The sequence below is a fragment of the Paenibacillus sp. Z3-2 genome (genome assembly GCF_054161325.1).
Genome location: NZ_CP096397.1, coordinates 3,777,822 through 3,798,104, shown reverse-complemented (window position 1 = coordinate 3,798,104; position 20,283 = coordinate 3,777,822). Strand labels below are relative to the sequence as shown.

Sequence of the window (20,283 nt, the reverse complement as noted above, 5' to 3'; positions counted from 1 at the left end):
TTGTTGGGCAGCGGCATATCCATAATAGAGAGAAACTGCTGAAACCAGTGAAGGAGGGAAAGACACATGAAATACACGCCATGGTTCGTCCGGGGCATCGTTATTCTGCTGATTATCATTGTGGCGCTCACCAGCTGTAATAAGGAAGAGAATGAAGCCAAGATTACGATAGGCGAAGTGACTCGTTCGGTATTTTACGCACCGGAGTATGTGGCCGTGGCTCAAGGTTTTTTTGAGGAGCAGGGACTTGAGGTGGACATTCAGACGACGGCTGGCGGTGACAAAACGATGGCGGCATTGCTCGCAGGTTCGGTGGACATTGCGCTGGTAGGAGCGGAGACGTCCATATACGTCTATCAGCAGGGAGCAGAAGATCCGGTCATTAACTTTGCCCAGCTCACCCAGACGGATGGTACTTTTCTGTTCGCTCGTAATCCGGAAGGCAGCTTTGATTGGGATCAACTGAATCAGAGTGTCTTCCTTGGACAGAGAAAGGGCGGAATGCCGCAAATGGCAGGTGAGTTCACGCTGAACAAACATGGTATTAATCCGCAAAGTGATCTGGAGCTGATTCAGAATGTGGACTTCGCCAACATTGCTTCTGCTTTCGCTTCAGGCACGGGAGATTACGTACAGCTGTTTGAACCGCAGGCCTCCATCTTTGAACAAGAAGGTCGGGGCAAGGTTGTTGCATCGTTTGGAAAAGAAGGTGGTCACCTGCCCTATACCGTCTTCATGACGAAACAGAGCTATCTTAACGACAATAAGAATATCGTGCAGAAGTTTACGAATGGTCTGCACAAAGCGCAAGCATGGGTAGATTCTCATACGGCTGAAGAGATTGCGGAAGTCATTACTCCTTTTTTCAAAGACATTGATCCAGCCATTCTGGTCAGTAGTGTGAACCGTTATAAGGAACAGGGCACCTATGCAACGGACCCGATCATTGATGAGACAGAGTGGAACAATCTGCTTGATGTCATGAGTGCTGCCGGGGAATTGAAACAACGCGTGGACTTGAATGCGATTGTGGATAATGCCTTCGCGGAAGAAACCACGACATCGAAGTAATGGGTATTCAGGAAAGGGAGTGAGCAGAATGCCTGAATCCGAAAGTGTGATCCGACTGGAAGGAATATCTCAAGTCTACGTTAGCGAGCGGGAAGCTTCATTGGTCATTGAAGACTTGAGTCTGGAGATTCAAAAAGGGGAGTTCGTGAGTCTGGTAGGACCGAGCGGATGCGGTAAAACGACGTTGTTGTCGATCATTGCCGGTCTGCTCACGCCTACCCGAGGAGAGGTTAAGGTTAAAGGCAAGCTTGTTGGCGGCCCTTCATCGCAGATTGGTTATATGCTCCAGCAGGACTATCTGTTTCCCTGGCGGACCATTCTGGATAACGCATTGATCGGACTTGAGCTGACAGGCAGATTGGATGAACGGAGTCGTGCGCGTGTACGTGAACTTCTGGTAAGTATGGGTCTGGCAGGAACGGAGAATCAGTACCCTTCAGAACTTTCAGGAGGAATGAGACAGCGAGTGGCGCTTGTGCGCACGCTGGCAACCGATCCGGGAATTCTATTGTTGGATGAACCATTTTCGGCGCTCGATTATCAAACCAAGCTGCAACTGGAGGATCTGGTTTCGGATACGTTAAAACAGTTTGGCAAAACCTCTGTACTCGTCACCCATGACTTGTCTGAAGCCATAGCGGTCAGTGACCGAGTCATTGTACTTGATCGCAATCCTGGCCGCATCCGTCGTGAATTTGTCATTCCCGATGGAATACGCAATTCTCAGCCGTTCCATGCCAGGGAGCAAGAAGGATTCAATGAGCTGTTTCAGGCGTTATGGAGTGAACTGGACCAGTTCGGGGGAGGTGAGAAAGACGCGTGAATCAAACGAATCCGAAGCAGGAAAAGCGTGACGAATGGATGGGGCAGCTGCATCGGAATCACATTCAGGAGGTGGCCAGATGGCGACATCAAGTGCTTGCTGTACAGTTATCCATGCTGGTATCTATGTTTTTGTTGTGGGAACTGGCAGGCAGACTTCGCTGGATTGATGTGCTGCTGTTCAGTTACCCAAGTAAAGTTTTTATTCAGATCGGCAAGGACATCGCCAGCGGCGAGTTGTGGGCGCATGTTGCGGTAACCGTAGGGGAAACGGCAGTCGGTTTTTTGTTGGGAACACTCGTTGGAACCTTGCTTGCCGTTCTAATTTGGTGGTCTCCTTTTTTGTCCAAAGTGCTGGACCCCTATATGGTTGTGTTCAACAGTATGCCAAAGGTAGCACTCGGCCCAATCTTTATCGTTATGTTCGGCGCAGGTTTTACAGCCATTGTCATGACCACGTTGTCCATCACGGTCATTATCACGACATTGGTCGTGTATAACAGCTTCAATGAAGTGGATCCCAATTATATTAAAGTGATTCGTACGTTTGGTGGAGAACGTTCCGAGATTTTTGCGAAAGTCGTATTGCCAGCTTCTTTTCCAGCGATTGTATCGACCTTGAAAGTCAACGTGGGCATGGCCTGGGTGGGTGTAATCGTGGGTGAGTTTCTGGTCGCGAAACAGGGGCTCGGTTATCTGATTATCTACGGATTCCAGGTGTTTAACTTCACGCTCGTATTATCGAGTTTGTTAATTATCGCTGCAGTTGCCACAGCTATGTATCAACTGGTTGTGTATGCAGAGCGCAAATTGCTGGCTGGGCGCAGGTGATTTAATCGTGTTTAACTGATGATATTTTCGTTTATGATATGTATACAATTTCACAAGGGGTGTCACGTTGCCCGATACCATAAAATCAAGTACCATATTTAGTATGAATATTCCGCGCAGATCCGGAATGAATGCGATGATTGGAGAAGAGGGCCTTGAGGTTCTGTCGCAACGATCTAACTTGCCAGCGTCCCTCATTCGGGGCGTGTTGCTGTGACCGGCATGCATGCGCATGTCGGTTGATGTCGTCTAGTTTACAGTTGGTTGAGTCATACTAGTCATGATGGTTCGTATCCGAAGATCTCGTCAGAGATCAGACGATCGGACAAGTAGTCCATATGAATGAGGCGATGAGCTGGCTAAGAACTTTTTTGCAGCTTAGAGGAGATGGAATGTTAAATGGGTTTTAGGGTAATTAAAACCGCAATCGCCGCATTAATGGCCGTATTGATTGCGGACTGGTGCCGCTTGCCGGGACCAACATCAGCGGGATTGCTTGCCATTCTTGGCGTGGATGTAACGAGAAAAAGAAGTATCCGCACCATATCAGCGAGATTCTTCGCTTCAGTGGTCGGACTTTTATTTGCAAGTGTACTTTTTCACTTTTTAGGCTTCCATTACTGGGTGCTGGCTGTATACATATTGATCGCATTTCCGGTGATTGTCCGGGTAGGCTTCAAGGAAGGCATTGTGACAGGTTCGGTCGTGGTGTTTCGGGTGTTTGGCGGCGGGGAGATGGACATTCATGTCATTCTCGTGCAAATTGCTTTGCTGCTGATTGGTCTTGGTTCAGCAATGGCGGTTAACCTGGCCTATATGCCGGCAGCAGATCCACAGATGCTGCGCATTCGCAAACGAATCGATGAACTTTTCTCGAAGATCTTCAAGGAATTCGCGGCGACGCTGCGTAATCCTAATGAAGCGTGGGCAGGGAGAGAACTGATTGAAGCGGATAAAGCGATTTTGGGCGGCATCGAAGCAGCCAAGCGTTCTCTGGAGAATCAGGTAATTCACCCGAATGAGGAATGGAGTGTCTACTTCTATATGCGCAAAACGCAACTGGACTCCATACAGCACATGATGCATCTGGTGTCCCAGATATATGAGAAGATGCCCCATGCGGAAATGGTATCGGAGCTGTTCGATCAACTTAGTCAGGATGTACTTACTGAATCCTACACCGGACGAACTGAAAAACTTCTTGCGGATGTGCAGGAAGAATTCAAACGTATGGAGTTGCCGGATACAAGGGAAGAATTCGAGATTCGTTCCGCAATTCTCCAGCTGTGCCGTGAACTCGCGCTGTATCTGAAAGTCGCGAAGAAGGACAAAGCACCGTCCCCAATCTCGGACCGGTCCCAATCTACAAACGAATAATAGAAAATAGTTGTCACCCTAGACGGATGCCCTGCATACACTTGTAGTGAATGATTGTATGGAGGAGGTTTAAAGATGTCATTGAGTCATAAACATCAATGTAGAGAGATTATCACGAAGGCGATCTGCGGCAAAGGTCGTAAGTTCTCTACCGTAACACATACCGTGACTCCGCCAAATGGTCCGACCAGTATTTTGGGGGCTTGGATTATCAACCACCAATATGAAGCCGTATCAGCGGGTGACGGAATTGAAGTTATTGGTACTTACGATATCAACATTTGGTATTCTTATGACAAGAATTCGCAGACGGATGTAGCCAAAGAAACAGTGTCGTATGTAGAACATGTGCCTTTGTCCTATCTGGACCCGAAACACCGGACTTCCACTGTAGAGGTATCTGCGGATGCAACGCAGGAACCTAGCTGTGTGGAAGCCACAGTATCAGCAGGTGGAAGTAGTGTAATTATCCGGGTAGAACGGGAATTCGCTGTGGAACTCGTTGCTGAGACTAAAGTTTGTGTGAAGGTCTGCACAGATGGTTGCGGTGATTACGAAGACAAGGACTATGACTTTGGCAGTGGCGATGGAGATTATGACGATCTCGATCCCGATCTGCTCGACGATGAGCTGTGAGATTGACGCCTGCATTTAATAACCGTATCATATGCGCCAGAAGGCGCGGTGAAGAGGGCGTAAGCCCTCTTTCTTCTTAATTAGTGAAAAATGGGTGGTAATGAGCCTCGCAAAGTGCCTGGAATACCTTTCACGAGAAGGCTCCGCATTGCGGGGTTATTTTTATTTTAGTTGGGTGAACCGGGAGGAGGGACGTAATGAATGTGATGGAACAAGCGGAGGAAGCAATACGCCAATATGAAAATATGACCTCAGGTGAACGTACAGAACGGTTGAAACAGGCAGGCATTGAAGTATTGTCATTGCGGGATCGTCGCAAGCGTGAACCGGGTTTGCGTGTACGCTATGATGTGGAGATAAGCTGTCTGCAAGCGATCCGGATCAAACGCAAAGATACTAGCGGCATGGGAGGAACAGAGGAAAGTCTGTTGGAGAGTGAGGGGAGTTCAACCTTGTTCAAGCGTGTTGAACGTCTTGCGATCAAAACGCTGTATACGTTAGGACTGGATCATGGGGCTGTTCGAATGGAATCCTCCGGAAGCGGTGGCTGTGCAGTAATTTCGATCGACCCGTGTCCATGGAAAGGTGTGACCAACCTTGCTGCTACCTACAGAGAAAGCTGGAGGCAGCAGCAAGGGCTTCTGGATGAGGAGCGGAGTCACAGACCCACGCCCATACTCGGGATGGACCCGGAGTTTCTTCTGGTACAGATGCCAGAATCCAAAATCGTACCCGCCTCCAGATTTCTTGAACGCACAGGAATTGCAGGTTGTGATTCCGTGACGGTTGGTGGGCGGCGTATATATCCGGTTGCCGAATTGCGGCCCGCGCCCAGCTCTGAACCGCGTGAGCTACTGGCTCACCTGATGAGGGCATTCGCAGCGGCTTCACGCAGCATCAGTGATCACTCGCTCATCTGGCAGGCAGGAGGGATGCCACAACGGGGGTTACCTCTAGGTGGTCATATTCATTTTAGCGGGGTGAATCTTACAGGGGAACTACTCCGCGCACTGGACAATTATCTGGCATTGCCACTGGCATTTCTTCAGGACCCGCGTGGATCGGGAAGACGGCCCCGTTATGGAGCGCTTGGTGACTTTCGCCTGAAATCCTATGGTGGTTTTGAGTATCGAACGTTACCCAGCTTTCTTGTGTCGCCCCTTGTTGCGAAAGGCGTAGTGGCCTTGGCAGGTCTGATCGCAAGCGGTTATACTCAATTACGGCAGCGTCCGTTGGAGAAGGCCGAGGTGCATACCGCTTTTTATGAAGGAAGACGCGAAGTAATCCAGGAACACATCCCAACTCTGGTAGATGATCTGAAGAGATTGGATGGATATGCACGTTATGAACGATATGCAACCCCGTTAATCCTTCAATTAAAACTGGGGAGAACCTGGGATGAGAGCCGGGATATTCGCAAACTCTGGAATATTCGGGCAGGTTCATGAAGAGCGGACGTTTTTTTGATATAATAAGAAACAAGTCTGTTTAAGTGCGTGTTCAAAAAGAACGGTTTTCAGTACCGAGAAGATGGGATGAAGCTAGAAATGGAGTAGCGGAGGTAGGAAAACTACGTGAGCAACTACATTGTTTTCGAAGGAAACAACCTTCGTAAGCACCCGCTTATTTCGGCTGAATGCCATATTCGATGCTGATGATGCCACTAGGCATCCTTCGTAATCAAAAGCGAACTTTTTGAACAACCTTTTTAAGTAATAGCTACGGAAGATATGGAGCAGCAACCTTTGAAGGAAGTGGCGTATAGCCAACACATAAGGCGGAGGCGCAAATACAGTGCCTGACCGTCTTATTGTCCTTCCAGGGAGCGTTTCTTCCTGACATCATAGGAACGGGATGGAGGATATTCATCATGGCTCAGTATACGCCAATGATTCAACAATATTTGCAAGTGAAGGCCGAAGCGCAGGACGCTTTTTTATTTTTTAGATTGGGTGACTTCTATGAAATGTTCTTCGAGGATGCGATTAATGCTGCCCGTGAACTTGAAATCACGCTGACCGCACGTAATGGTGGAGCGGATGACAAAATTCCGATGTGCGGTGTGCCTTATCATTCGGCTGACAATTACATACAGCGTCTGATTGAAAAAGGATATAAAGTTGCGATTTGCGAACAGATGGAAGATGCAAGTGTTACCAAAGGCATGGTACGACGTGAAATTGTACGTGTGGTCACACCCGGAACGGTGATGGAAGGCAAAACCCTGGGAGACAAGTCCAACAACTACATGGTTTGCCTGACAGGTAATCAGAATACGCTGGCGCTGGCAGCTTGTGATCTGTCCACGGGTGAGTTGTATGTGACATCGGTACCGTATTCCAAGGAATGGCTCAAGGACGAGATCGGCATCTATGAACCATCGGAGCTGGTGGGGGATGCAGCGCTGCTTGAAACGGTAGAAGCCGAGGCATCTCCAATCGGTCGCCCAGTGGTGTACACATCGTGGACAAAGAATAAGGAAGATCTGGTCCGTCAGCAGTTTGGCGAGGCCGTGTGGGCCAGATTGGAGCCTGAGCGTCAAGCATGTATTGCACGACTTTTCTCCTATCTGAGTGAGACTCAGAAACGTTCTCTTGGGCAATTAACACAGATCTCAACCTATGAGCCGGATCATTATATGATTTTGGACCCGTTTACCCGTAGGAACCTGGAATTAGTGGAAACCGTGCGTGAACGCTCCAAAAAAGGTTCATTACTCTGGTTGCTTGATCGGACGGAGACATCCATGGGTGCGAGAATGCTACGTCGTTGGGTTGATAAGCCATTGCTACAAAAAGGGAAAATCAATGAGCGTCTGGAAGCGGTAGATACGCTGTACAACCAGTTTATACTGCGTGAGGATCTGCGCGCAGAGCTCAAAGACATCTATGATCTGGAGCGCTTGGTAGGCCGTATTGCTTTTGGTAATGCCAATGGTCGTGATCTGAATTCGCTCAAGTTATCGCTGGAGAAAATTCCAGGGCTACGCCAGCATTGCGCAGGATCCTCCTCTGCAACACTGCAGCATATTGCCGAAACGATGGATGATTGCAATGATCTGCGTGAAGCGATCGGGCTAGCCATTGTGGACGAGCCGCCGGTATCGGTAAGGGACGGAGGTCTTATTCGTGAAGGATACCATGAACGTCTGGATGAATTGCGTGAGGCTTCGGTCAACGGGAAACAGTGGATTGCGGAGCTGGAAGCACGGGAGCGTGAGGCGACAGGCATTCGATCGCTGAAGATTGGATATAACAAAGTGTTTGGTTATTATATCGAGATCACCAAGTCCAATCTATCCTCGTTGCCAGAGGGGCGTTATGAACGTAAACAGACGCTTGCCAATGCAGAACGATACATTACGCCTGAATTGAAGGAAAAAGAGACGCTGATTCTTGAAGCTCAGGACAAAATGATTGATATTGAGTATGGGCTGTTCGCAGAGCTGCGCGAGCGACTGAACAAAGAGATCGCAAGACTGCAGAAGCTGGCCGAACAGGTTGCAGAGATTGATGTGTATCAATCTTTTGCGGTGATTAGTGCAGAACGCAATTTTGTACGCCCTACGCTGACCGACGGTTATGATCTGGTTGTGGAAGAAGGACGCCATCCGGTCGTTGAGGCTGTCATGCGAGATGGTGCATTTATTGCCAATCACACCGCAATGACCAAGGAAGAGGCGCGTATTCTGCTGATTACCGGTCCGAATATGGCTGGTAAGAGCACGTATATGCGACAGGTGGCTTTAATCTCCATTCTGGCGCAAGTGGGTTGTTTTGTGCCTGCGGGCCAGGCGGAAGTGCCGATTATGGATCGTATTTTCACACGGATTGGTGCCGCGGATGATCTTATTGGCGGACAAAGCACATTCATGGTGGAGATGGCCGACATTCAGGTCATGACGGACAAAGCGACACCGCGCAGCCTGATTATTATTGATGAACTGGGACGGGGAACGTCGACCAGCGAAGGTATGGCGATTGCTCAGTCTGTCATTGAATATGTGCATGATATTATCGGTTGTAAGGCTCTCGTATCGACTCATTTCCATGAGCTTGCTCATCTGGAAGAGAGCCTGGACAAGCTAGCCAATTACTCGATGGCGGTACAGGAAAGCGGCGATAAGGTTAATTTCCTGCGCAAATTGATTGCCGGAGCTGCCAGCAGCAGCTATGGTATCTATTGCGCGCGTCTGGCAGGTCTGCCTGATAGCATTATTGAGCGGGCGAATGGACTGTTGCATGGGTTTGAACATGCGGCTGCTCAAGTAGCGGTGGGCAGTGAATACATCGGAAACGAGAAGCAGGAAGCAGGCCTGAATGGAAAAGGCGTAGAATTCCAGCACACGGACTCGGCGCCAATGATCCGGGAGCATGATACTGCGGAAAGTGCAGATTACACATCTTCTATTGAAGATTCGACCGGGAAGCCGTATGCCAAGAAACCAAACAGCAAGGTACAGTCCAGTGCGAGCCATTCGGATGTGGTTCAACTGTCCATCTTTGGCGATGATGAGCCAAGTGTGGCAACGAAACCGGATGTAGTTACAGTGGATAAGCCAGCACGAGAATTCATCCGTACGATGAAAGATATCGATGTCATGAATATGACGCCTCTTCAGGCGATGCAGCTATTGAATGATCTCAAAGTGAAGGCACAGCAATTATCCTGAGTATATGGGAGGGGGAAAACCTGTGGCGAAAATACATGTGCTAGATGAACATATTGCCAACCAGATCGCGGCGGGTGAGGTGGTCGAACGGCCTGCTTCAGTCGTCAAGGAGTTGCTTGAAAACTCGGTGGATGCAGGCGCCACCAAGATTGAAGTCACGGTGGAAGAGGGCGGACTCCTCAGTATTCGTGTCAAAGACAATGGTTCAGGTATTGAGCCAGAGGATATGGAAACCGCCTTTTATCGTCATGCGACCAGCAAAATAGCTCATGGCCGAGATCTGTTCCAGATCACAAGTCTTGGATTCCGCGGAGAAGCCTTGGCAAGTATTGCCGCGGTATCCAAGGTAGAGGTGTTATCGGCAAGTGGCAATGACGGGCGAGGGCGCCGCATCGTGATTGAAGGCGGGAACCTTGTCTCTCATGAAGATGCAACCTCACCCCAAGGTACAGATTTTGCAGTGAGAGAACTATTTTACAATACACCAGCCAGACTCAAATATATGAAAACGATCCAGACGGAGCTGGGACATATTTCAGATGTCCTATACCGGATGGCGATGTCTCATCCCAACATTTCGTTCCGACTGCGTCATAATGAGAATGTGTTGCTTCAGACGTTGGGCAACGGAGATCTGCTACAAGTGGTTGCAGCGATATATGGTACAAGTGCAGCAAAAGCGATGCTCCCCATTCAGGGAGAAAGTCTGGATTACCGAGTGAGTGGGCTGATCAGCCTGCCAGAATGGACACGAGCGAACCGTGGTGGTATGTCGACGATTGTTAATGGGCGATTTGTTCGCAATTACGGTCTCAATCAGGCGATTCTCAAAGCCTACCATACCTTGCTGCCCATTAACCGTTTCCCGCTTATCGTGGTGCAACTGGAGATGCACCCATCTCTTGTGGATGTGAACGTGCATCCGGCCAAATTGGAAGTTCGCTTCAGCAAGGAACCGGAACTGTATGAATTCATAGAGACGACGTTGCGGGGTATACTCCGGCAGGAGGTATTGATTCCACAGGTCAAAAAACAGCAGATTCGACGTGGAGACGATAGTTCCTTTATCCAGGAACAATTCCTCTTTCCACGTGGTCCGCTGAAAGATGCATCTGATGCAGAAGGATATGGGCAACAAGGTCCACTCGGGAAACCTACTGCTTCACCGCTGAAGTTGACTGCGGAAGATGATGATCTGGATTTAGATGCTCCGGCGGATGTGTCTGCAGCACAACCGGTATCTGAACAGGGACAGACAGTGCCGTTGCCCGAAGCTCCACCTGAGATTACAGACCCCCCAGAGCAGTTAGAAAGTTGGAACGGGGATATTTTGCAGAAGATTGCTCGTAATGACGAAGGTCACACATCTGACAACGTGCAAGAAGGCACTAAGGATGTAAGTACAAGTTCAAGTACAAGTTCTACCGAAACTTTTTCCAGAACTGACCTCTCTTCTCAAGATGGTGCAGGTCGTGGAGCTACAGAAGAACCGCTGGCTGAGGGCACGCCGGCTACGTATCGTTCCGATTCGATGAATTCACCGGTTAGAGAAGCTCGTTCGTCGTATAATCCGTCTTCGGTTACGCGAAGTGAACGGACGTGGAAAAGTTCAGGATTTCCGGATGCCACTAAACTTGCTGCTGCCATTAAATCAGATGCATCCATGCCTGCTTTTCCAGAGCTGAGTCTGATCGGACAGCATCATGGTACGTATTTGATCGCGCAAAATGACCAAGGTTTATATTTAATCGATCAGCATGCCGCTCATGAACGCGTAAATTATGAGTACTATTACGAGAAATTTGGCAACCCTGCCCAGGCCTCACAAGAGTTATTGCTGCCGATTACGCTGGAGTTTACACCTTCGGAGACGGAAAAACTGAAAACTAGACTGGCCTGGTTCGAGCAGGCGGGTGTATATTTGGAGCATTTTGGTGGACAGACGTTCCGTGTGCGCTCCCATCCGTTCTGGTTCCCCAAAGGGGACGAGAAAGACATTATCGAAGAAATGTCCGAATGGGTTCTTAGTGAACGCAGCATAGATGTGGCCAAGATGCGAGAAGCTGCATCCATTATGTGCTCCTGCAAGGCGTCTATCAAAGCGAACCAAAAGCTGACGGATCAGGAAGCAGAAGTGCTAATTCAGCGTCTGGGTTCATGTCGTCAGCCCTACACTTGTCCGCATGGGCGGCCGATTGTGATTTCATTTTCAACATATGATCTGGAAAAATTATTTAAACGAGTGATGTAGCTATTTAGGGGGACATTATGTACATTACAACCGGTGACAAGGAGATTGCCTCTCAGGTGGAGCGTGCGCGTAAGCTCGCTGAAACGACAGGAGGTACCTACGTACCCCGCAATAGAACGTCTTTACCCAGACTGATTGAACAGTATGGTACCAACGAAATACTAGTCGTGCTCAATGGCAGAGCGCGCTTGTTTCGCAAGGATGCGACGGAGCTTGAGTTTCACCCCAGTATGGGATTTGTTCGCGCTAAACGAGTTTTAAGAGGCGAAGCTGATCCCATGCTGGAAGCTGGTTCGGTGCTTAAGGGTGACACGATTGTTGATTGTACCGCTGGACTTGGTTCAGATGCGCTGGTATTTTCGGTTGCGGCTGGTAAGAGTGGTCGGGTCATCGCATGTGAGAGTTCTCAACCGCTCTATACATTGCTGCTGGAGGGCATGTCCCATTATAAGAGCAACCAGCCCTTGGTGGATGAGGCTTTCCGGCGCATAGATCTGCGGCATGTGGATCATCTTGAGTTGCTGCGGTCCATGCCGGATCGAAGCTGTGATACCGTATACTTTGACCCCATGTTCCGTGAACCGATGATGGATTCAAGTGCTATACAGCCGTTGCGAGATTATGCGAATGCTCACGCACTGGATGAACAGAGCATCATGGAAGCGAGACGGGTCGCACGTAAACGTGTAGTGATGAAAGAAAAGCGCGGCAGCGCGGAGTTTGACAGGCTCGGTTTTGAAATACTTGATCGGGCGAATGCAAAAACCCTGTACGGAGTGATTAATGTTGAAAGTGGTAGTTAAACCAAAACCTAAACTGCTTGTGCTGGTTGGACCAACAGCAGTAGGCAAAACGAGAATGAGCATTGAGCTTGCCCAAGCATTCAATTGTGAGATTATCTCAGGCGATTCGATGCAGGTGTATCGTGAAATGGATATCGGAACAGCCAAGATTACCTCTGAAGAAATGAAGGGTGTACCCCATCATCTCATTGATATCCATGAACCGGAGTACCCGTATTCTGTGGCCGAGTTTCAGGAGAGTTGCACACGATTGATTAGTGAGATCCACGAACGCGGTAAAATGCCTTTTATTGTAGGCGGGACCGGTCTGTACGTGGAATCGGTATGTTACGGCTTCCAATTTTCCGATAGCGGTTCGGATGAAGCGTTCAGGGAGCAACAATTCAGCTATGCTGAGCAATATGGGGCGCAGGCCCTTCATGATCGATTGAGGGAAGTTGACCCGGCAAGTGCGGATCGTCTGCATCCGAATGATCAACGGCGAATTGTACGTGCGCTTGAGATCCATCATCTCACAGGAGAGAAGTGGTCTGATCAGCTGGCAGTACAGAAGAAAGAATCGCCTTATGATCTTCTTATTGTTGGCTTGACAATGGATCGCCAGAAGTTATATGCCCGGGTAGAAGAGCGGATTGATCTCATGATCGAACAAGGTCTGGTGGATGAGGTGAAATCCCTGTTGGAACGCGGAGTGGCCAGAGGTCATATTTCCATGCAAGGGCTGGGGTATAAGGAAATTGCAGCATTCTTGCAAGGAGAAGTGAGCTGGGAAGCCGCAGTAGAGTGGTTGAAGAGAGACACGCGTCGTTTTGCCAAACGGCAGCTCTCCTGGTTCCGGCATATGAAGGATATTGAATGGGTGGACATGACGGATACCGAGGATTTTGAAGGCAATTTCAAGCAGGTAAGTGACTTGATTACACGAAAATTTAACTGATTTGAGCAATGAATAGTATTAGTATTGATCTGACCACTTGGAAAGATCGTGACATATGAACCTCTATCTTGTTGCAATTTAAAAAGGGTAGAGGTTTTTGTATATAACTACAACTGATGGAAGAGTTGGAGGGTTCATCAAACAAGCAAGGAATGTGCTTGGAAACGAAGAATTTGTGCCTCTTTTGCAAATCTGGCAAGCGGTGTATAATGGATAAGTCTTCTAGTTATGAACCACGTCAAGATTGGGTGAAAACAGCAGGCAAGGGGTTTTTGTGGATTATATGAAACTGTTCATGATATAATAGCACGAGAGCTACTCAGCGATATTGAATATTACTCGAACACAATTCAAATGAACCAATGGGGGTACGGCTAATGAACAAGTCCATCAACATCCAAGATACGTTCTTGAACCAACTGCGGAAAGAAAATATTCCAGCTACGGTCTATCTGACTAACGGCTTCCAAATCCGCGGGACGATCAAGGCATTTGACAATTTTACGATCGTCATTGACAGCGACGGACGCCAGCAAATGGTCTACAAGCATGCCATCTCCACGTTCACGCCGCAACGCAGCGTATCGCTGATGCAGCAAGATAACAGCGGCGAAGCTTAAAAAATTACGAAACCTTTTCACCAACCATTTCGTCTACAAGTATAGGCAGTGAAACAGAGCAACCTGAATAAAGGGTTGTTCTTTTCATTCCGGGCAAAATATGTTTAATATATATCTGAGCCAACAGACGAATAGAAATTACGCAACCGAAAGGGAGTCAGGAGGTAACATGCCAAACGATCCGTTGTCGAGGTCTAACAATCGCAACAACAATAACAAGTCAGCAAAAAAAGCGAAGCCAAAGACCTCTAAAAAGAAAAAAATTACGGGTAAACGCGTTGGATGGACACTGTTTTTCACAATGGCAATCGCCATATTCTGTGCACTGGGCGGATATTTATTTATTATGGTGAGTGGCGAAAATCTGCTCAAAGCCAACATGGATAAAACCACAATTAATGAAACTTCAAAAGTATATGATCGCAATGGCCAATTAATGGGGGAGCTGTCGATTCAGAAGCTGGAACCCGTCAAAGAAGATGATATTCCTGAGCTGGTGAAGCAAGCCTTCATCGCAACGGAAGATAAACGATTCTACGATCATCAGGGTGTGGATATCTGGTCCATTGGGCGTGCGGCGGTTAAAGACGTCATGGCCCGTTCCATGGTGGAAGGTGGTAGTACACTAACCCAACAGCTTGCCAAGAACATGTTCTTGTCCCGTGACAAAACGTTCTTCCGGAAAGCAACGGAAGTTTCGATTGCAATGGCTTTAGAGCGCAAGTACACAAAAGACGAGATCCTGACGATGTACCTGAACCGGATATTCTTCGGTCATCAGCGTTACGGGATTAAAGCAGCATCTGAATTTTATTTTGGAGTTACCGATCTCAACAAGTTGAAGCTATGGCAGATTGCCACACTGGCAGCTATGCCGAAAGGGCCTTCTGCCTACAATCCGGTGAGCAATCCAAACGACTCTAAATCACGCCGTGGTGTGGTATTGCAGCTGATGTATGAACAAGGCTACATTACCAAGGCGGAGATGGATGAAGCGAAAGAGATCAACTATAACTACAAGCGACCAGAGAAAGAGAAGAAGTATCAGGCCTTTATCGATTATGTACTTCGTGAAGCTGAGCGAGTAACAGGCAAAACGGAAGATGATCTGAATATCGGCGGATACAAAATCTATACAACCATGGATGCGCAGGCTCAAACAGCGATGGAAACTGCCTTCACAGATGATAGTCTGTTTGAGGCAAGTAAAGATGATCAACAGGTTCAAGGCTCCATGGTTATTATGAACCACGAGAATGGCAGTCTCGTTGCCCTCCTGGGTGGACGGGATTATCAGACCAAAGGCTATAGTCGTGTAACGCAGAGTCGAAGACAACCAGGTTCAGCTTTTAAACCGATTGTGTCTTATGCACCGGCTCTTGAATCAGGAAATTACAGTGCCAACTCACCGCTAAGTAATGAGAAGCAATGTTTTGGTAACTATTGTCCTGGTAACTTGCACGGATATTCTTCAACGATCAGTATGACGGATGCCATTACGAAGTCGGAAAATATTCCTGCGGTTTGGTTACTTGATAAAATAGGCGTTAACACAGGCATTAATTTTGCCAAGAGTGTAGGTATACAGCTGACGGATGAAGACAAAAACCTGGCGATTGCCCTCGGTGGTCTAAGTAAAGGTACAAATACACTGGAAATGGCGCAAGCCTATAGTGCATTTGCCAACCTCGGAGAATACCGGCAAGCCTATGCGATTAAAGAAATTAAGGATAGTGCAGGCAAAACCACTTACAAACATGATAACTCGGACACAACGCGTGTCATGAGTGAGCAAAATGCATATCAGTTGACGCAGATGCTGCAAAACGTCGTTAATGACGGTACGGGACGTTCAGCGCGTCTGGATCGTCCGGTAGCGGGTAAAACAGGAACTGTTCAAAGTGGCATCTCTGGCAACAGTGCCAACCGAGATGTATGGTTTGTTGGATATACACCGGAATGGACTGCTGCAGTATGGATGGGGTATGACAATCCGGATGCAAATCATATGCTTAAGAACAGTAGCAAGCTGTCGGCAGCTTTCTTTGCCAAAGTCATGGGAGATGCATTGAAAGGCGTACCTGTGAAGCAATTCAAAGCACCAGCTGGAGGGCAGGCACCTCCGCCAGTAGAAGAACCAAAGCAACCGGCTCTGTCCGTAAGTGGGCTGAGTGGATCATATGATCCAACTGCACAAACCGTCTCACTGAGTTGGACTGGAACGGGTGACGGGAGCACACAATATCGGGTGTATCGTAAAGAAACCTCTGAAGCCCAGTTCAGTCATCTCATTGATGCAATAGGAGCGACCAACGCACAAGATTTAAGTGCGTTGCCTGGTCTAACCTATGAGTACTATGTGACAGCTTACGACTTGGCATCAGGACTGGAGACGGATCCTACCAATACCATTTCTCTGATGATTGAAGCGCAGGAAATGCCACCGGAGGAACCTGATCCGGGCATAGACCCAGGAACAGAGCCGGATCCTGAGCAGCCAGGTACAGAAAATCCGGATAATGGTTCACCGGATAATGGCAACTCGAACGGTAATAACGGAAATGGTAACGGTAACGGTAATGGGAATGAAAATGGCAACAACGGAAACGGAAATGGTAATAACGGAAACAATGGAAATAACGGAAATAACGGTGGAGCCGGTCAAGGAAACGGTCAACCTGGGGGAGGCAACACGCCCCCACCAGATCAGGGTACAACGGAACCAGGGGACACCGGAGAAGGTTCCGATGATGGGGCCGTAACGACGCCTGGCGAGGTTGTAACCCCGGACAGCGGAACGAGTGGTGATACTGGAGGAACAGATACACCTGCAGACTCTCAAGCTGGAACCGGCGGCTAAGCCATTTGAAACACTAAATAGTTACACCAAAAAACTGCTTCCCGAAATATCGGTGAAGCAGTTTTTTGTACTATACGGAACCTCTTTAGTAGAAGCTGATTTGACGAATAGGTGGGACAAAGGTTGATTTTGAGTGTATACCTTAAATATGGTAAGCTGTAACTATTCGTAATACGTTGTGCAGGCAGGTCCAGAGCGCTGGAGGCTATCATGCGGATGTTATTACATTGTTCACCAATATCAGAGCAGGTCACGGACCTGTAGTCGGCAAAGAGGGGTTCGTATGAAACGGAAATTCGGGGACCGCGCGAACTGGCGCCGGATTACGAACCGACAATTCACATGCCGGTTCGTTCAATCCAAGATTTTCACAGGTTATATTACGTTGTACACCATACAGGATTTGAAAGAACCTCTGTGGAAAACATATGGAGGCAGTACCTTCTGTATCGCAGATAAAGGTTATTCTTGGCTGCAGTACTATCCGAAGGGAGAGCACTTCGTGGTTACGGCGATGTTTGACGATCAGGAACGGATTGTGGAGTGGTACATTGATACATGTCGTAGTCAGGGGATAACTGATCAGGGTGTCCCTTGGTTTGATGACCTGTATCTGGATGTCGTTGTACTGAAAGATGGAGAAGTATTTTTGTTGGATGAAGATGAGCTTGAAGATGCACTGTCACGGAAGCATATTACGACGGGTGATTATGACTTGGCGAACAAGACAGCAAAGGAACTGCTGCATGCCATTGATGCACATGTGTTTCCGTACTTTCATTTATCACTGAAACACAGGCAGAGTTTGTTTGAGAACGGAGAGTTTCGAAAAAACATTCAGATTTGAGACATGTACTTCGCCGCAGAATTCTTCTTCTTGATCCTTCTAATATTGGAGCACCTGATAGAATACATTAATAATCAGGAGAGTTCAGCCCGATAAAATAGAGGTGATGGCGAATGAACGGACGGGTCATGGCTGCAGGAGAGCAACCAGGAGGCAGACCATCCAGACAAATTAATATTGTGTTGCGTAACCAGGAACCTCAGATGTTGGTCAAAGATGAAGCGGCGGCAGTCCAGGCAGCTAAGAGTATAACCAAACATACGCACTTCCAGGAGATACAGGGTGAATTGGAGCAACTGGTTGGACTTGAAAATATCAAAGACTTGGTATTTGAAATCTATGCTTTCTTACAGATTGCTCAGATGCGTACTGAAGCAGGTTTACTTAGTGGTGCGCACGTGTATCATATGATCTTCAAAGGCAATCCGGGAACTGGCAAGACCACCGTTGCCAGGATCGTTGCCAAACTCTTTCAAAAGATGGGGGTGTTGAGTAAAGGACATCTTATTGAAGTAGAGCGTGCGGATCTGGTTGGAGAATATATTGGTCACACGGCTCAGAAAACAAGGGACCTGGTCAAAAAGGCGCTCGGTGGGATCTTGTTTATCGATGAGGCATACAGTTTGGCTCGCGGTGGTGAGAAGGATTTCGGTAAAGAAGCAATCGATACGCTGGTAAAATCCATGGAAGATAATAAAAATCAGTTTATACTGATTCTTGCCGGGTACTCAGAAGAAATTGATTTTTTTCTCCAGACGAATCCTGGATTACCTTCCCGCTTCCCCATTCAAGTGGAGTTTCCAGACTATAGCATTGATCAGTTAATTCAAATCTCTGAGATTATGGCCAAAGAGCGTGACTATATTCTAATGCCACAGACCATACTCAAACTAAAGCAGCATTTGCTTCAGGAGAAAAATGATTCACTGCATGCTTTCAGCAACGCTAGGTACGTTCGTAATGCCATTGAGCGCTCGATTAGGCATCAGGCAGTTCGATTATTGGAACAATATACGGAGGGCAGTCCAGGAAAACTGGAGCTGATGACAATCCGAACAGAGGATTTGAACTTTGAGCGAAAGTAAGCGATAATATAGTTTTTACACCAGCCGGCCGGGCCAACCGGTTCGGCTTAAGGCATGCAATGGCATATTCGTGGCAATGAATATCAACAGATAAGCAATTAGAGGGAGTGAACATATACATGACAAATGGTACACATGATACAGATATGGTCAAAAAAGATCGCGCCGTTTTGGTGAGTTTAGTTACGGATGATGTAAAACGTACAGGCATCAATCCTGAGTACTCTTTAGAGGAACTGGTGAAACTTGCCGAGACAGCCGGAGTGGAAGTCTTAAGTGTACTTTCTCAGAACAGGGAAAAACGGGATACCAAATGGTTTATTGGTAAAGGCAAAGTGGAAGAACTCCGTGCGATTGCGGAGGAACTCGGTGCAACTACAGCTATTTTTGATCAGGAATTGTCAGGTGCACAGGTTCGTAATCTGGAAGAGACCCTGGATCTTAAGATTATTGACCGTACGCAATTGATTTTGGACATCTTCGCACAGCGTGCCAACACAAGAGAAGGTATCATTCAAGTGGAATTGGCTCAACATAGCTACTTGCTGCCACGTTTGTCGGGTCATGGCAAGAACCTGTCCAGACTCGGTGGCGGAATTGGAACCAGAGGTCCGGGTGAAAGTAAGCTGGAGACCGACCGTCGTCACATCCGTGGTCGCATCGATGATCTGAAACGTCATCTGGAAGAACTGACACGTCATCGTAAATTGCATCGTGAACGCCGTAAAAAGACAGGTATTGTTCAGGTAGCTCTTGTTGGTTATACCAATGCTGGCAAATCAACATTGCTCAAGCAGTTGACTGCTGCAGATGTTTATATTCAAGATCAGTTATTTGCTACACTGGATCCAACATCACGTACCATGGAGCTTCCGAGTGGCAAAGAAATCGTACTTACCGACACGGTTGGATTTATTCAAAATCTTCCGCATGATCTAATTGCAGCTTTCCGGGCAACGCTGGAGGAAGTAAATGAAGCAGATCTCATCCTGCATGTTGTGGATGCCTCATCGGCAATGCGTGAAGATCAGATGCGAACGGTTAACACGATTCTGCAAGAGCTTGGTTCAGGGGACAAGCCACAGCTAGTACTTTATAACAAAAAAGATGCATGCACACCTGAACAGCTTGAGATGCTTCCATTAGATAAAGACCACATCAAAGTAAGCGCATTAGACTCAGAGGATCTGCTTAAAATCCGCGAATTGATTCAGACAGAGCTTACAGGTGACACGAAGCGCTTCCGTATACCGGCAGAACGTGGTGATCTTACGTCCGTACTCTACAAAATTGGTGACGTAGTGGATACCAGTTTTGAAGAAAATGATGTGATATATGAAGTGGAACTGCAAAAAGGTGAGTATGAGAAATTTGGTCATATGCTTGAAGATTTCATTGAATTGTAATACTCATGACATATTGATGTGATAAGTTGACACAATAATAGATATGAAACGTCAGATTCGTGCTA

General features: G+C 47.7%; 15 protein-coding genes. All 15 read left to right on the top strand.

Translation table 11 applies throughout. The features are described 5' to 3' along the window. The first annotated feature begins 66 nt into the window (after window positions 1–66). The 15 genes from M1D71_RS17000 to hflX all read left to right on the top strand — a co-directional run bounded on the left by M1D71_RS17000 (window position 67) and on the right by hflX (window position 20,218). The gene (locus tag M1D71_RS17000) at window positions 67–1,071 is read left to right on the top strand and encodes an ABC transporter substrate-binding protein (protein WP_458122920.1); all 1,005 of its coding nucleotides are present in this window, start codon (window positions 67–69) and stop codon (window positions 1,069–1,071) included. 28 nt (window positions 1,072–1,099) lie between these two features. Beyond that, the gene (locus M1D71_RS16995; RefSeq protein ID WP_458122919.1) at window positions 1,100–1,894 is read left to right on the top strand and encodes an ABC transporter ATP-binding protein; all 795 of its coding nucleotides are present in this window, start codon (window positions 1,100–1,102) and stop codon (window positions 1,892–1,894) included. A 38-nt stretch (window positions 1,895–1,932) separates the two neighbouring features. Next, window positions 1,933–2,724, top strand: coding sequence for an ABC transporter permease (locus M1D71_RS16990; protein WP_458127281.1), 792 nt, complete (start codon window positions 1,933–1,935; stop codon window positions 2,722–2,724). A gap of 399 nt (window positions 2,725–3,123) precedes the next feature. Further along, window positions 3,124–4,101 carry an aromatic acid exporter family protein gene (locus M1D71_RS16985; protein WP_145322142.1) on the top strand — a complete coding sequence of 326 codons (978 nt, stop codon included), beginning with the start codon at window positions 3,124–3,126 and terminating at the stop codon, window positions 4,099–4,101. A 75-nt stretch (window positions 4,102–4,176) separates the two neighbouring features. Further along, window positions 4,177–4,737, top strand: coding sequence for an outer spore coat protein CotE (locus M1D71_RS16980; protein ID WP_062835006.1), 561 nt, complete (start codon window positions 4,177–4,179; stop codon window positions 4,735–4,737). A gap of 197 nt (window positions 4,738–4,934) precedes the next feature. After that, window positions 4,935–6,185 carry a putative amidoligase domain-containing protein gene (locus tag M1D71_RS16975; RefSeq protein WP_458122918.1) on the top strand — a complete coding sequence of 417 codons (1,251 nt, stop codon included), beginning with the start codon at window positions 4,935–4,937 and terminating at the stop codon, window positions 6,183–6,185. 422 nt (window positions 6,186–6,607) lie between these two features. After that, on the top strand, window positions 6,608–9,409 hold the full coding sequence (gene mutS, locus M1D71_RS16970; RefSeq protein WP_458122917.1) for a DNA mismatch repair protein MutS: 2,802 nt from the start codon (window positions 6,608–6,610) through the stop codon (window positions 9,407–9,409). 22 nt (window positions 9,410–9,431) lie between these two features. Beyond that, window positions 9,432–11,660 (top strand): DNA mismatch repair endonuclease MutL, encoded by a 2,229-nt coding sequence (gene mutL, locus M1D71_RS16965; protein ID WP_458122916.1) that lies wholly within the window; start codon window positions 9,432–9,434, stop codon window positions 11,658–11,660. A 17-nt stretch (window positions 11,661–11,677) separates the two neighbouring features. Further along, window positions 11,678–12,463 (top strand): class I SAM-dependent methyltransferase, encoded by a 786-nt coding sequence (locus M1D71_RS16960; RefSeq protein WP_458122915.1) that lies wholly within the window; start codon window positions 11,678–11,680, stop codon window positions 12,461–12,463. Further along, window positions 12,453–13,400: a tRNA (adenosine(37)-N6)-dimethylallyltransferase MiaA gene (miaA, locus tag M1D71_RS16955; protein ID WP_458127280.1), complete on the top strand. Its 948-nt coding sequence runs from the start codon at window positions 12,453–12,455 to the stop codon at window positions 13,398–13,400. The genes M1D71_RS16960 and miaA overlap by 11 nt, the downstream gene beginning before the upstream one ends. Before the next feature lie 377 nt (window positions 13,401–13,777). Further along, on the top strand, window positions 13,778–14,020 hold the full coding sequence (gene hfq / locus M1D71_RS16950; RefSeq protein ID WP_017687918.1) for an RNA chaperone Hfq: 243 nt from the start codon (window positions 13,778–13,780) through the stop codon (window positions 14,018–14,020). A 169-nt stretch (window positions 14,021–14,189) separates the two neighbouring features. Next, window positions 14,190–16,880, top strand: coding sequence for a PBP1A family penicillin-binding protein (locus tag M1D71_RS16945; RefSeq protein ID WP_458122914.1), 2,691 nt, complete (start codon window positions 14,190–14,192; stop codon window positions 16,878–16,880). Between the two features lie 283 nt (window positions 16,881–17,163). Then, window positions 17,164–17,727 carry a DUF402 domain-containing protein gene (locus tag M1D71_RS16940; protein ID WP_145322132.1) on the top strand — a complete coding sequence of 188 codons (564 nt, stop codon included), beginning with the start codon at window positions 17,164–17,166 and terminating at the stop codon, window positions 17,725–17,727. A 113-nt stretch (window positions 17,728–17,840) separates the two neighbouring features. Further along, a complete protein-coding gene (locus M1D71_RS16935; protein ID WP_458122913.1) occupies window positions 17,841–18,812 on the top strand; it encodes an AAA family ATPase in 972 nt (323 codons plus the stop codon). A 119-nt stretch (window positions 18,813–18,931) separates the two neighbouring features. Next, a complete protein-coding gene (hflX, locus tag M1D71_RS16930; RefSeq protein WP_458122912.1) occupies window positions 18,932–20,218 on the top strand; it encodes a GTPase HflX in 1,287 nt (428 codons plus the stop codon). The last annotated feature ends 65 nt before the right edge of the window (window positions 20,219–20,283 follow it).

Coding starts and splice junctions, on each gene's coding strand:
- M1D71_RS16995 (WP_458122919.1), top strand. CDS start 1,100: ATGCCTGAATCCGAAAGTGTGATCCGACTGGAAGGAATATCTCAAGTC.
- M1D71_RS16960 (WP_458122915.1), top strand. CDS start 11,678: ATGTACATTACAACCGGTGACAAGGAGATTGCCTCTCAGGTGGAGCGT.
- hflX (WP_458122912.1), top strand. CDS start 18,932: ATGACAAATGGTACACATGATACAGATATGGTCAAAAAAGATCGCGCC.
- hfq (WP_017687918.1), top strand. CDS start 13,778: ATGAACAAGTCCATCAACATCCAAGATACGTTCTTGAACCAACTGCGG.
- M1D71_RS16985 (WP_145322142.1), top strand. CDS start 3,124: ATGGGTTTTAGGGTAATTAAAACCGCAATCGCCGCATTAATGGCCGTA.
- M1D71_RS16975 (WP_458122918.1), top strand. CDS start 4,935: ATGAATGTGATGGAACAAGCGGAGGAAGCAATACGCCAATATGAAAAT.
- M1D71_RS16935 (WP_458122913.1), top strand. CDS start 17,841: ATGAACGGACGGGTCATGGCTGCAGGAGAGCAACCAGGAGGCAGACCA.
- M1D71_RS16990 (WP_458127281.1), top strand. CDS start 1,933: ATGGGGCAGCTGCATCGGAATCACATTCAGGAGGTGGCCAGATGGCGA.
- M1D71_RS16980 (WP_062835006.1), top strand. CDS start 4,177: ATGTCATTGAGTCATAAACATCAATGTAGAGAGATTATCACGAAGGCG.
- M1D71_RS16940 (WP_145322132.1), top strand. CDS start 17,164: ATGAAACGGAAATTCGGGGACCGCGCGAACTGGCGCCGGATTACGAAC.
- M1D71_RS16945 (WP_458122914.1), top strand. CDS start 14,190: ATGCCAAACGATCCGTTGTCGAGGTCTAACAATCGCAACAACAATAAC.
- mutS (WP_458122917.1), top strand. CDS start 6,608: ATGGCTCAGTATACGCCAATGATTCAACAATATTTGCAAGTGAAGGCC.
- M1D71_RS17000 (WP_458122920.1), top strand. CDS start 67: ATGAAATACACGCCATGGTTCGTCCGGGGCATCGTTATTCTGCTGATT.